At 50.0% G+C, this 12,747-nt stretch carries 10 protein-coding genes and 1 pseudogene; 7 read left to right on the top strand and 4 right to left on the bottom strand.

What is annotated here, in order from left to right:
• The first annotated feature begins 30 nt into the window (after positions 1 to 30).
• The 7 genes and pseudogenes from fhuE to FFS28_RS02530 all read left to right on the top strand — a co-directional run bounded on the left by fhuE (position 31) and on the right by FFS28_RS02530 (position 10,382).
• A complete protein-coding gene (gene fhuE / locus FFS28_RS02565) occupies positions 31 to 2,199 on the top strand; it encodes a ferric-rhodotorulic acid/ferric-coprogen receptor FhuE (RefSeq protein WP_137848897.1) in 2,169 nt (722 codons plus the stop codon).
• A gap of 6 nt (positions 2,200 to 2,205) precedes the next feature.
• Positions 2,206 to 2,383: pseudogene (locus tag FFS28_RS21780) on the top strand (PIN domain-containing protein); the annotation flags it as partial.
• 313 nt (positions 2,384 to 2,696) lie between these two features.
• Positions 2,697 to 4,847 (top strand): formate dehydrogenase subunit alpha, encoded by a 2,151-nt coding sequence (gene fdhF, locus FFS28_RS02550; RefSeq protein WP_137848681.1) that lies wholly within the window; start codon positions 2,697 to 2,699, stop codon positions 4,845 to 4,847.
• Positions 4,848 to 5,710: 863 nt separating this feature from the next.
• Positions 5,711 to 6,028, top strand: a complete 318-nt coding sequence (locus FFS28_RS02545) for a colicin V family bacteriocin (protein WP_006175480.1) — start codon at positions 5,711 to 5,713, stop codon at positions 6,026 to 6,028.
• A gap of 184 nt (positions 6,029 to 6,212) precedes the next feature.
• Positions 6,213 to 6,902 (top strand): CPBP family intramembrane glutamic endopeptidase, encoded by a 690-nt coding sequence (locus tag FFS28_RS02540; RefSeq protein WP_137848680.1) that lies wholly within the window; start codon positions 6,213 to 6,215, stop codon positions 6,900 to 6,902.
• Positions 6,903 to 6,997: 95 nt separating this feature from the next.
• Positions 6,998 to 8,275 (top strand): HlyD family secretion protein, encoded by a 1,278-nt coding sequence (locus FFS28_RS02535; protein ID WP_137848896.1) that lies wholly within the window; start codon positions 6,998 to 7,000, stop codon positions 8,273 to 8,275.
• Positions 8,265 to 10,382, top strand: a complete 2,118-nt coding sequence (locus FFS28_RS02530; protein ID WP_137848679.1) for a peptidase domain-containing ABC transporter — start codon at positions 8,265 to 8,267, stop codon at positions 10,380 to 10,382. The genes FFS28_RS02535 and FFS28_RS02530 overlap by 11 nt, the downstream gene beginning before the upstream one ends.
• A 52-nt stretch (positions 10,383 to 10,434) precedes the next feature.
• Here FFS28_RS02530 and FFS28_RS02525 read toward each other — a convergent pair whose 3' ends face one another.
• The 4 genes from FFS28_RS02525 to FFS28_RS02510 all read right to left on the bottom strand — a co-directional run bounded on the left by FFS28_RS02525 (position 10,435) and on the right by FFS28_RS02510 (position 12,524).
• Positions 10,435 to 10,758, bottom strand: a complete 324-nt coding sequence (locus FFS28_RS02525) for a colicin V family bacteriocin (RefSeq protein ID WP_006175475.1) — start codon at positions 10,756 to 10,758, stop codon at positions 10,435 to 10,437.
• Between the two features lie 872 nt (positions 10,759 to 11,630).
• Positions 11,631 to 11,813, bottom strand: a complete 183-nt coding sequence (locus tag FFS28_RS02520; RefSeq protein WP_003856955.1) for a DUF1869 domain-containing protein — start codon at positions 11,811 to 11,813, stop codon at positions 11,631 to 11,633.
• A gap of 3 nt (positions 11,814 to 11,816) precedes the next feature.
• On the bottom strand, positions 11,817 to 12,170 hold the full coding sequence (locus FFS28_RS02515) for a TehB family protein (protein ID WP_137848678.1): 354 nt from the start codon (positions 12,168 to 12,170) through the stop codon (positions 11,817 to 11,819).
• Between the two features lie 27 nt (positions 12,171 to 12,197).
• Positions 12,198 to 12,524 (bottom strand): TehB family protein, encoded by a 327-nt coding sequence (locus FFS28_RS02510; RefSeq protein ID WP_137848677.1) that lies wholly within the window; start codon positions 12,522 to 12,524, stop codon positions 12,198 to 12,200.
• Positions 12,525 to 12,747 lie beyond the last annotated feature (223 nt).

Genomic DNA, 12,747 nt, shown 5'->3' with positions numbered 1-12,747 from the left:
CAAAAACGACAACAACTGACAGGTAACATGATGATGCTTAACGGCAGGGCTAATCGCGCGAAAGCGCCCGCAGGATTAATTCATACGCCATTCTCACTTTCACTGCTTGCGCTGGCGATGTCCGCCGTCATGCACCCGGCACAGGCGGATGAGAATACACAAGAACAAGAAATGGTTGTCTACGGCGACGGGAGCGGGAGCGCCGATTCGCAGCAGGATTATGCGGTAAAAACCACGCGCTCAGGCACCAAAATGCTGCTGACGCCGCGCGACGTTCCCCAGTCAGTAAGCGTCGTGACGCGCCAGCGTATGCAGGATCAGGATCTGCAAACCATTGACCAGGTATTAACCAATGCCACCGGCGTTTCGTCGCAGCAGGTTGATAGCGAGCGTTCCAGCTACTTTTCTCGCGGCTTTGAAATCACCAATTTCGCCTACGATGAGATCCCCACATCGATGGGCGACGCGTGGAACTTTGGCGATGCGCAGGAAGATACCGCCATTTATGATCGTATCGAGATTGTGCGCGGCGCGAACGGCCTGATGACCGGCGCTGGCGATCCGGGAGCAACGGTGAACATGGTGCGTAAACGTGCCGACAGTAAAACCTTCAGGGGCAACGTCAGCGCAAGCTACGGAAGCTGGAACAAACAGCGTTATGTGGGCGACATCTCCGCGCCGCTCAATTCCGACGGCAGCCTGCGCGGGCGCGTCGTGGCAGGTTATCAGGATCAGGACAGCTGGCTTGACAGATATGGTAAGCGCAAGAAATTTCTCTATGGCGTAATTGAAGGCGATGTAACGAAACATACAACGGCCTCGCTGGGCTGGGATTATCAGCAAACAAATACCGCCAACCCGACCTGGGGCGGATTACCCAGCCTGTACAGTAACGGCAGCCGCACCCATTACGATCGCAACGTGAATACCTCGGCGGACTGGACGGGATACAACGTTGAATCACGTAAAGTTTTTGCTAACCTCACTCACAGCTGGGATAACGGCTGGTCGATTCGTTTCAGTGGAACCCACGGCGAGCAAACGTTCAACGACACTCTGCTCTACGTGATGGGTAATCCGGACGCCACCACCGGTGAGGGCGCAACAGGTTGGGGAAGTAAAGATCGCGGCAAACGTACCCTGGACTCCTTTGATACCTACGCCAGCGGACCTTTTGAACTACTCGGGCGTCAACATCAGCTGATGGCCGGAGCCAGCTATAGCCGGCAGCACAATGCCACCTTCAGCAAAGACGGGCCGATGGACAGCGATCGGATTGGCATCTTCAACAACAGCTGGGACGGCAGCGTGGCCGAGCCGGAGTGGGGCGACTGGTATCAAAATGCGGATGATATCGTGCGGCAAAAATCGGTGTATACGGCGACACGCCTGTCGCTGGCGGATCCATTGTCGCTGATTGTTGGCGCACGTTATACCCAATACAGCTCAGACGGCAGCAGCGGCGATATGCGTAAATACAACACTACGCCTTACGGCGGGCTGGTATATGACATCAACGACAGCCTTTCCGCTTACGCCAGCTATACCTCAATTTTTGCCCCGCAAACCAAACGCACGAAAGATGGCGCATGGCTTTCCCCCGTCACCGGCAAAAACTATGAAACGGGCCTGAAGGCCGACTGGATGGACGGTCGACTGACCACCAACGTTGCCGTATTCCGCATCGAACAAGAGAACGCAGGAGAGGCCATAAGCGGAGAATTTGTTAATGGATCCAGCGAACAGGCTTATCGTGCAACCAAAGGCGCAGTGAGCAAAGGGGCGGAATTTGAAGTGAACGGTGCCGTTACCGACAACCTGCAGCTTACCTTCAGTGCGACCCGTTACGTTGCCCGTGATTCAGATGGCCGCTTTAACAGCTTCGCGCCGCAGACGCAGCTGAAGCTGTTCAGCCGCTACCGCGTTCCGGTGCTTCCGGAACTGACCGTAGGCGGCGGGGTTAACTGGCAGAATCAGGTGTACAAAGATGTCACTGGTCCGGACGGCGAAACGCAGCGCCTCTACCAGGGCAGCTATCCGCTCGTCGATTTGTTCGCACAGTATCAGCTGACTAAACATCTGGCGGTACAGGCAAACGTCCGCAACCTGTTCGACCGTGAATACTACTCCTACCTCGATGACTCTGCCGTCTATGGCGAACCGCGTAGCGTCTCGGTAAGCATGAATTACACATTCTGATGCAATCAGCATATTGTTATCCCGGCCATCACCTGTTCCGAAATGCGCTTCGACTCCACCGCGCCGAAAGCCTCGCCGCGCCACCCTCAACGGGTTGATGCGTTTTGCGCCCGCCTCGATGTCATCCTGCCCCTGGGATGGCGTCGCGGTGGATGCGCGCAGTTATCTGGCGATCATTACGCGGGCTGGTTCTATTCATCGGATGCGGCCACTGCGTACTGGAAAACACCGTTCGCCACTGCAGGAACATTGTCTCTGACACCTTTGAATGGATTATCGACAAATATGCCGAAATCATCGTCATTACGTGTCAGCGCAACGTTTAAATTACTGAATTATAGATGTTATATAATTGGCATATTTCATGCATGACTGTGAAAAGGGGGGAATATTGTCCCCAGAGTTGATGATGAAACCCGAGGTTACGCTGCTTTTCAAGTAACGAAACCGCATAATTTTATCATGTCAAAAATTCACTTTTAACAGGTCTGTTACTGATGAAAAAAGTTACTACCGTCTGCCCTTATTGCGGCGCAGGCTGCAAACTTAAGCTGATTGTTGAGAATAACAAAATTATCCGTGCCGAAGCGGCCGATGGCGTGACAAATCAGAATGAACTTTGCCTGAAAGGTTATTACGGCTGGGATTTTCTCAACGATACCAGGCTACTCACACCACGACTGACGCAGCCGATGATTCGTTATGAGAAGAACGGTAAACTTAAGCCCGTAAGCTGGGATGAAGCCATCAACTATACAGCTAATCGACTTAAATCCATCAAAGAACAGTATGGCCCACGCGCAATTATGTCCACGGGATCATCACGTGGAACAGGTAATGAAACTAATTATGTAATGCAGAAGTTCGCACGAGCGGTCCTGAATACCAATAATATTGACTGCTGCGCACGTGTTTGCCACGGACCATCAGTTGCAGGTCTGCAGATGACACTGGGCAACGGTGCAATGAGTAATTCAATCGGCGATATTGAAAATTCAAAATGTCTGCTGGTGTTTGGCTATAACTGTGCCGATTCACATCCAATAGTAGCGCGCCGTGTAATTAAAGCGAAACAAAACGGTGCCCGAATCATCGTTTGCGATCCGCGTCGCATTGAAACCGCCCGTATAGCCGATCAGCATCTGCAACTGAAAAATGGCTGCAATATGGCACTGGTAAATGCTTTTGGTTATGTGCTGCTTGAGGAACATCTTTACGATCAAGCATACGTTGAGAAATACACCGAAGGCCTGGATATTTACCGTGAAGGGGTTCAAGGCTATAAACCGGAGGACGTTGAACACCTCACCGGTGTTCCGGCCGAGTCAGTTCGTCAGGCAATGCGTACTTACGCTGCCGCACCGTCGGCTACCATCATGTGGGGGATGGGCGTGACGCAGTTTGGTCAGGCGGTTGATGTGGTTAAAGGGCTCGCAAGCCTTGCGTTGCTGACGGGGAATCTGGGGCGTGAAGGTGTAGGGGTTGGCCCGGTTCGGGGACAAAATAACGTACAGGGTGCGTGCGATATGGGCGTGCTGCCCAACCAGTTTCCGGGTTATCAGGATGTGGAAAATAAGCAGGTCCGGACTAAGTTTGCCAAAGCCTGGGGCATAAACGTCGATGACATGGACGACAAAGCCGGCGTACGTATCACCGAAGTTCCGCATCAGGCTCTTGAAGGTAAGATTAAAGCCTACTACATCATGGGTGAAGACCCGTTACAGACCGAAGCTGATCTTGGTCTGGTACGTAAAGGTTTTGAAGCACTTGATTTTGTTGTCGTTCAGGACATTTTCATGACCAAGACAGCTGAAGTGGCAGATGTTATTTTACCCGCCACTTCATGGGGTGAACATGGCGGCGTATTTACCTGTGCCGACCGTGGTTTCCAGCGTTTCGAGAAAGCAATTGATACCCCTTACAATGTCAAACGCGACTGGGAAATTATCAGCTTAATTGCCACAGCGATGGGATACCCGATGCATTACGACAATAACCAGCAAATCTGGGACGAAATGCGCGAACTTTGTCCTCTCTTCTTTGGTGTTACATACGAAAAAATGGGTGAAATGGGTCATGTGCAGTGGCCATGTCCAACACCCGAACATCCGGGTACACCCTATCTTTATAAAGACAACAGATTCGATACCCCAACGGGGAAGGGCCAGCTATTTGCCGCTCCTTGGCGTGCGCCAGCGGAACTCCCGGACGAAGAATACTCGCTGGTGCTTTGTACGGTCCGTGAAGTTGGCCACTACTCATGTCGTTCCATGACGGGTAACTGTGCGGCATTGCAAAGCCTTGCTGATGAACCTGGTTTTGTACAAATCCATCCGGAAGATGCAAACGAGCGGGGTATCAAAGACAAGCAGCTGGTGTGGGTCAGCTCGCGCAGGGGAAAAGTGATAAGCCGTGCAGATGTGAGTGAGCGCATTAATGCAGGGGCGGTATATATGACTTACCAGTGGTGGATAGGTGCGTGCAATGAGCTGACGCAGGACAACCTTGACCCGATATCCAAAACGCCGGAAACCAAATATTGCGCGGTCAACGTTAGTCAGATTACCGATCAGTCGTGGGCAGAAAACTATGCACGGACGACTTATAGCACGATGAAGGCGCGTTTACTGCAGGCGGTGGATGCCTGACGGATCTGTAGCACATCACTGTCCGTATTATTATGCAGAGTATTAGTTGGTACGCGTATATGCCTTGAGTCAATGCATACTGGCAATACTCTGCTGAACGGAAATCAAATTGTTACCTGTCTAAATGTGATAATTGATCCAGATGGAGTTACCGGGCTGACGGTGATGTGAGGATGACCTAAAGCGGGCAGGCGCACGACTGCCCGTAGGGCGCGCAGATCGTTGTTATAATTGCCCGGATCAATCACAGTCACATCCGTTATAGAATGAGGTAATCAATATTTTCACTCTCTAATCCGTATTGGCGTGAAATCTACTATTGACTGTCTGAGGGGGCAGAATAGTAGTCCGGAGATTACGCGACAATTGTTATCGGAATACGCTAATTAATGTGATCATGATCACATTTAGGGGTGTTGTTAGTATGATTATGGCAGCATTAGTTGTTAAATAAGACTCATTAGCATTTGCAAAGGTTGCGACAATACAGGTAAATAAAAATGACGATGAACTATTTTTCATAAGGTGATCCTGTGCTGTTTAATGAGTACAACAAGCATGGTTTGTTGTTCTTTTACTTATTCAAGCTGAATATTTCTTTGCTAGTGCTGTCCGTTAGAGACAAGGAGTGGTCATGGTTTTTAGAAATAAGCAAAGGAACTGTGATATTGCAGATGCGATTATTTCTGGCATTATTAATATCGTCATTTTCTATTCTTTTATTTCTCTATATAACATATTTGTCAATGACGAACCTATAATATCAGTTTCGAGAGCACTGGTTTCGGTATTTGCCGTTGTATGCATCTTTTTTTTGAGTAATGGATATTATTCGGTGTTAAATAAAATAAGGAACTACAAAGATGAAAATACTTACAAATAGTCAAATCAATACCGTGTCTGGAGCGGGAGGCGATATCGGCCGCGAAATTGCGCAGGGACTCGGTGCTGGTGCAGGTACGTATGTCGGCGGCACACCGGGGGCCATTGCTGGTGGAATAGCTGCGGGACAGGTGTATGACTGGGCTGCCGCCCATACACCCGATCCGGCGATGTCACCTTCTGGGCTGGGTGGAACAATCAGACAGAAACCTGCGAATTTGCCCTCCGAAGCATGGAACGCCGCGGCAGGACGAGAGTGCATATGGAGTCCTAATAACCTCAATGATGTTTGTTACTGATCCCTATGATGTCCGTATGATCTGTAACTGTGCCAAAAGGCCGGTTAAGCCGCCTGAACAGTTCACAGGACCCCAATCCTCTCTGCTTCCTTAAGAAGCATGTGAGCAGAATCATCAGGGTCATCCTGATGTGTACAGTCAGTGCGGTTTATGAGCATAATTTACACTTTTACTGGTCCAAAATATGAATGTTGACGGATACAACAGTGAAACTATTGAAAGGAGCAAATCTGTTACCGGTTGCTTTGCGATGTTCCTTCTTTTTATGGGTATCACGTTCTTACCCCTGTTTTATGACGGTAGTAAGGTGCTGTTAGACAAGGGATATCTTTATCCCTTGCTCTTTAGTCTGGAATTCATGATTATCTTTCCTCTTTATTACTTCTACTTTTGTAAAAGAGAAGGTTACGGCTGGGGGAATTTCCGGACCGGTATATTCTTCCCGCTCTTTTTGTGTGTCCTGTTTATTCAGTATGTTATACCTTCGCTTATTTTTACAGAACAGGCTGAAAGCTGGTCTGTGTCCCAATTGGCACTGAAAGGTCACGTATTCTGGATGAATGCTGTAATGATGATCCTGATTGTGCCGGTTTATGAAGAAATGATTTTCCGTGGTTGTCTTTTAAGCGTGTTCAGATACTGGTTCGGAAATAATATTTACGCTGCCGGAATTTTGGTCTCTCTTATATTTTCTGCGTGTCATCTGCAGTACCTGGACTGGCAATCGTTTGTGATGCTGTTTCTGGTCTCTGGTGTATTTGTCGTAGGACGAGTCAAATCCGGTGGAATACTGATGCCCGTTCTTCTTCATATGTTGATGAACATGACCGTGATCGGTGTGCCCTTTGTCAGCGCTTATCTGGGGAACGTCTGATAGCGTGAGCAGTTATGGGCGTTTTCGGCTATGACGCTTTATGTTTGCCGGCGTATGCACCACTTTTTATCTCAATTTTGATCCGGGAAGGAGATATGTTTCGAAAGGAAGCTCTGGAAAGCAGGAAAAAGACGTGGTACGGAAATGCGGTTTTACTACCGGGTGTTCCCGTCTGGCTGGTCATGGCAATGTCGGCGTTTTTCCTGACCTGTCTCATGACCTTCATCATTTCAGGTTCTTACACCCGACGTATTAACGTTCTGGGGGAAATAAGCACCTGGCCGAGGCCGGTAAATGTCTATTCTGGTATGCAGGGCTTTGTCGTCAAACAATTCATCAAAGAGGGGGACAGCATAAGGAAAGGGGAAGCTGTCTATCAGATTGATGTCAGTAAAAGTACCCGCAGCGGGGTGGTCAGTGATACGCAACGTCAGGATATTGATAACCAGTTGGCCCGTATCGGGAATATGATCGCTGGCATCAGGAAAAGTAAGGAAACAACGCTACGGACGCTTGAAAAACAGAAGTTGCAGTACAGCGAGGCTTTCAGGCGTTCTGCCGCTATTGTCCGTCGGGCGGAAGAAGGGATAAACATGATGAAGCAAAATATGGAGAACTACCGCCAGTATCAGAAACAGGGACTTATAACTAAAGATCAGTTAACCAGCCAGGTGGCACTGTATTATCAACAACAGAATAGCCTGTTGAATCTGAGCACACAGAATGCGCAGAACATCCTGCAGATAACCAGTCTGGACAGTCAGATCCAAACGCAGGCAGCTGAATTTGATAACCGCATTTACCAGATGGAACTGCAGCGTTACGAGTTACAGAAAGAACGTGTCACTACGGATGCCGGAGGCGATGTCATAGTTCGTGCATTGTCGGACGGAAAAATTGATTCGCTTAGTGTTACGCCGGGACAGATGGTCAGTGCAGGAGACAGCCTTCTGCAAATCGTTCCGCAGAACGTAAAAAGCCATGACCTGGTTTTGTGGGTACCGAATGATGCTCTGCCCTATATTTCTGTGGGTGACAGCGTGAATGTGCGCTACGAAGCTTTCCCGGCGGAAAAATTCGGACAGTTTGCGGCGAAAGTGATGCTGGTTTCCCGAACACCAGCGTCTTCCCAGGAAATGCAGACCTATGCGGGAGCGCCTCGGAACACTGCGGGAGGATCAATTCCTTACTATAAAGTGGTCGTCAGGCCGGAACGTCAGTCAATCGCTTACATGGGTAGAGATCTGCCGCTGGAAAACGGTATGAAGGCACAGAGCACATTATTTCTCGAGAAACGACGGATTTATCAGTGGATGCTGTCACCTTTCTACGACATGAAGCACAGCGTTACAGGGCCAGTGAATGACAACTAAACGCGTCCTGGCTGACCTGGGGAATAAACTTGATCTCAAACTTCGCAAACGCGTGCCAGTCGTGCATCAGACGGAATCGTCAGAATGTGGACTGGCCTGTCTGGCGATGGTTTGTGGCCATTATGGCCGAAACGTTGACCTCATTGCCCTGCGTCGGCAGTTTAACCTGTCTGCCCGGGGAGCCACGCTTGCGGGCGTCATGGAGACGGGAACTCAACTTGGAATGGAGACGCGGGCTTTATCACTTGATCTCTATGAACTCAGCGACCTCAGGCTACCCTGTATTCTTCACTGGAATTTTAATCACTTCGTGGTGCTGGTAAGCATCAGTAAGAAGGGGTTCGTGCTCCATGATCCGGCCCGGGGCCGGAGAATAGCAGATCCCAATGAAATGTCTCAGTGCTTCACCGGTGTTGCGCTGGAGGTATGGCCCGGCAGTACTTTTGTTCAGGAGACCGTCCAGAACCGGATCAGCATGCGGGCGTTACTACGCGGTGTTCATGGCATACGCGGCGCGCTGACCAAAATCTTCTGCTTTTCACTTTTCATTGAAACAATCACCCTGATGATGCCTGTGGGCACCCAACTGGTGATGGATCACGCCATTCCCGCAGGCGATCAGGGGTTGCTTACGCTCATCTGCGCAGGCCTGATGTTTTTCATCCTGTTACGGGCCACGGTCAGTATGATACGAGCCTGGTCAACAATCGTTATGGAAACGCTGATAAACGTGCAATGGCAGTCAGGGCTTTTCCGCCATCTGCTCCAACTGCCACTGGCATATTTTGAACGACGAAAACTGGGTGATATTCAGTCCCGCTTCGGTTCGCTGGATACGCTGCGTACGACATTTACGACCAGCGTGGTGGGGGCCATCATGGACAGTATTATGGTTGTCTGTGTGCTGGTCATGCTCGTACTTTATGGAGGATGGCTGACTGCCGTGGTACTGAGCTTTACCGCATTATATGTGATGATCCGTTTACTTACCTACAGCCATTACCGCCAGTTATCCGAAGATGCATTGGTCAGGGGGGCCAGGGCCAGTTCCTATTTTATGGAGACCCTGTACGGCATCGCGACCATTAAAATGCAAGGAATGGGACAGCGTCGAAGCCGTCACTGGCTCAATCTTAAGATTGATGCCATCAATACCGGCATCAGGCTCACCAGGATGGACATGTTATTTGGTGGGATAAACACCTTTGTAACTGCCTGTGACCAGGTTGTGATCCTGTGGCTGGGCACCAGTCTCGTGATTGATAACCAGATGACCATCGGCATGTTTGTCGCGTTCGGGGTTTTCCGCAGCCAGTTTTCAGCGCGGGTGGGTTCGCTGACAAACTATTTGCTTCAGCTGCGCATGATGAGTCTGCATAACGAAAGGATTTCGGATATTGCCCTCAATGAGCGGGAAGAGATTAAGCCGGACTCAGGACTGAAAGCCGCGATGGAGCCAGCGGGGCTGGAGACCCGGGGCCTTAGCTACCGATATGACAGCCAGTCTCCTCCTGTTTTCGTCGACCTCAGTCTCTGCATCAGGCCCGGAGAAAGCGTGGCCATCACGGGCCCCTCCGGATCGGGAAAAACGACACTGCTGAAGGTGCTTTGCGGACTGTTTGAGCCCAACTCCGGTCAGGTATTAATGGACGGAACCGATATCCGACAATTGGGCATCAATAATTATCATAAAATGATTGCCTGCGTGATGCAGGATGACCGTCTTTTCTCAGGCTCGGTGCGTGAAAACATCTGTGGCTTCGCTGAAACCACCGATGATGACTGGATGATGGAATGCGCCAGAGTCAGTTATATTCATGACGTGATCATGGCCATGCCCATGGGGTACGAAACGCTTATCGGTGAACTGGGGGAAGGGCTGTCAGGTGGGCAAAAACAGCGGCTGTTTATCGCCCGGGCGCTTTATCGCCGTCCCGGAATATTATTCATGGATGAGGCCACCAGCGCACTGGATACCGACAGTGAAATCGCAGTTAATCAGGCAATTAAACGACTGAATATTACACGGATTATTGTTGCGCACAGGGAAACGACGCTGAAGTCAGCTGATAGAAGAATCATTATTGGGACAGCGGCTGTGCCGTAGCCCAGCCTGAAATTGCCCGTCACAGTTTCCTGTACGGGCAGGTTATTAACTTTCAGGAACAATCTTTACCGCCAGAAAGGAAACATTTTGCAAAGTCCGCTGCGCCAGCGGCATTCGTGACAGTATCAGGATCGTGCGGATTAAATGGGGTACCTCCCAGCGTTCCCCCCAGTCCTGACGGCGACAGAGACGGATCGGGAGTATGCGTTGACGCCCAGTCATACGTCTGCCCTGCGGCGATCCCCCCGACAATCGCACCTGGTGTGCCGCCGACATATGTGCCTGCGCCTGCACCAAGGCCCTGGGCAATTTCCCGACCGACGTCACCGCCTGCACCGGCTACCGTATTGATTTGATTAGTGGTCAGTTCTTTCATTTCTGTATCTCCTTATTTTATACATCACCATAGAAAAGCCATTACAAACAAAAAAATGCATACAACCGCAAAATGACCTGTGGGGTTTATAGGACCCGTGATCCTACGCAGTGCTTAACGATTATCTGAATACATCAGGATGCCGTCCTTCATCGCGATCCGGGTGAAGATGGACACTGACAATAATGCAGGCAGCGACATTTGAAGGAGGCGGGGGATAATCTTCAGGCATGCACCAGATACAGGGTGACAATGCATGCCAGCCACTTCCTCACGATACATCGAAATGATAATGAGTATTATTTAACTATTTGTTCCAGCAAATGCCTACAGGGAACACGTTTAAATGTGATCGGGATCACCAACAGGCCGTGTGTCGGGGAAAAGACCCGTCATTCCCGGGTAAGGTGGTGAAGGTAAACAGGTTGCCTGTGTTCAGCCAGTCGGGTGCCTGAATACTGCTGCCGGGCACCCGACTGGCCATTTTGCTGAAATGGCTTTTTTCGAGCGAAGCCCTCTGGTAACCCGGTAGCCGATTCAGACCTCTCACAACACGCCTGTTCGCCAAAAATAAATAATCTAAAAACCACAAAGCGTAGCGCTCTGTATCGCAGATGGAAGGGCAACATCAGGCTGCTTTTACTGTTCCGGGTGCGCTATACATGGGAGGAAGACAACAAAGAACAGGGTTATAAAAAGAGAGTTTTGCTGAAAGGGGGGAACTAAAGGGGGACATCAATCCAACAGGCAGGCAGATTGACTAATGGGCATTGAGTTGATGGAGAATGACCCCCGACAGTCGCTAAACGACTGTCGGATGGCAGTATGTCGCTCATCGTCAGATACGACACCGCCACTGATGATCACGTTATTTACCAGCCGCACACCTCGTGCTCATTCTCGGTATCGTAAGCACGCACGGTATTCACCAGATCTTTTACCACGTCGGCGGCGACATCCGGTATCAGCAGCTCCATAGGGGCTTCCGTTTCATAATCGACCGATACACCGTTGCTGTTATTCGTGACCGTAACGGTATAGGTTGCCTTGCCCATGATTTACTCCTTATGCGTGTTAACCACTTTTCCAATACCTGCACCGCTGAGCGTGATGTCAGGATCGGCGAAAAAGTCGATATTAAAATAGGTATCGTCGGTCAACAGCTCAATGCGGTGCCATTTCTGCGGTGGGGAGATACCAAACGATCCCGCTTCAATGACCAGCTCCAGATCCGGCTCGGTGGCGTCGCCGTCGGCAAAACCGAAGTAACGCACTGCACCCTGCATCACGGATAAACGGCCATAAACGCCAGCTTTGGTGTTGTGATGAGTAAAGAGGGCTTTCGGTGCCGTCTCTTTCGTCCAGAACGGCGTGGAGCGGGTATGAACAAAATTCTCAGGAATACGTAGCATAGAGTTTTCCTTCTTGATGTCAGGCGCTTAAAGCGACTTCAGTACGTCAGGCTCGACAAAAAAGTCGATGTTAAACAGCGTGTCGTCGGTTATCACTTCAATGTGGTGCCATCTCTCCGGCGGAAAAACGCCGAAATGGCCCGCTTCGATGATCAGTTCACTGTCAGGCTCAGGCGTGACTTCATCAGCATAGCCTAAGTAACGTACTGCACCCTGTGAAACGGACAGGCGAGGGTAAACGCCCGGACGCGTGCCCTTATCAAGATGACGGATGAAAATCCCGGCGGGAGCCGTCTCTTTGTTCCAGAAAGGGGTGGAGCGGGTATGAATACAACTTTGCGGAATGCGTAGCATGTTTCCTCCCATAAAAGCCTGTCTCCATTAGACTGCTTTTCGTGAAGGCAAATTTATCATAATGTGCATTTATAATACATGTTACTAATAAAGAGGATCCCTTGTGCTCCGGGGTTGTTACGAGGTGTACTCAGTTGTTATTACCCTTATTATTAAAGGGGTTATGATGTAACGAAAAAACTTGATCTGTGTCAACGTATGACGCATATTGCGTGCGGTTATT

Source organism: Enterobacter sp. 2VL (assembly GCF_005503595.1).
GTDB lineage: Bacteria > Pseudomonadota > Gammaproteobacteria > Enterobacterales > Enterobacteriaceae > Enterobacter > Enterobacter cancerogenus.
The sequence above is the reverse complement of the archived record's forward strand: the minus strand, read 5'-3'. Positions and strand labels throughout refer to the sequence as shown.

Bases quoted from the DNA above. Each gene is read 5' to 3' on its own strand.
- fhuE (WP_137848897.1), top strand. From the start codon at position 31: ATGATGCTTAACGGCAGGGCTAATCGCGCGAAAGCGCCCGCAGGATTA.
- fdhF (WP_137848681.1), top strand. From the start codon at position 2,697: ATGAAAAAAGTTACTACCGTCTGCCCTTATTGCGGCGCAGGCTGCAAA.
- FFS28_RS02545 (WP_006175480.1), top strand. From the start codon at position 5,711: ATGAAAATACTTACAAATAGTCAAATCAATACCGTGTCTGGAGCGGGA.
- FFS28_RS02540 (WP_137848680.1), top strand. From the start codon at position 6,213: ATGAATGTTGACGGATACAACAGTGAAACTATTGAAAGGAGCAAATCT.
- FFS28_RS02535 (WP_137848896.1), top strand. From the start codon at position 6,998: ATGTTTCGAAAGGAAGCTCTGGAAAGCAGGAAAAAGACGTGGTACGGA.
- FFS28_RS02530 (WP_137848679.1), top strand. From the start codon at position 8,265: ATGACAACTAAACGCGTCCTGGCTGACCTGGGGAATAAACTTGATCTC.
- FFS28_RS02525 (WP_006175475.1), bottom strand. From the start codon at position 10,758: ATGAAAGAACTGACCACTAATCAAATCAATACGGTAGCCGGTGCAGGC.
- FFS28_RS02520 (WP_003856955.1), bottom strand. From the start codon at position 11,813: ATGGGCAAGGCAACCTATACCGTTACGGTCACGAATAACAGCAACGGT.
- FFS28_RS02515 (WP_137848678.1), bottom strand. From the start codon at position 12,170: ATGCTACGTATTCCTGAGAATTTTGTTCATACCCGCTCCACGCCGTTC.
- FFS28_RS02510 (WP_137848677.1), bottom strand. From the start codon at position 12,524: ATGCTACGCATTCCGCAAAGTTGTATTCATACCCGCTCCACCCCTTTC.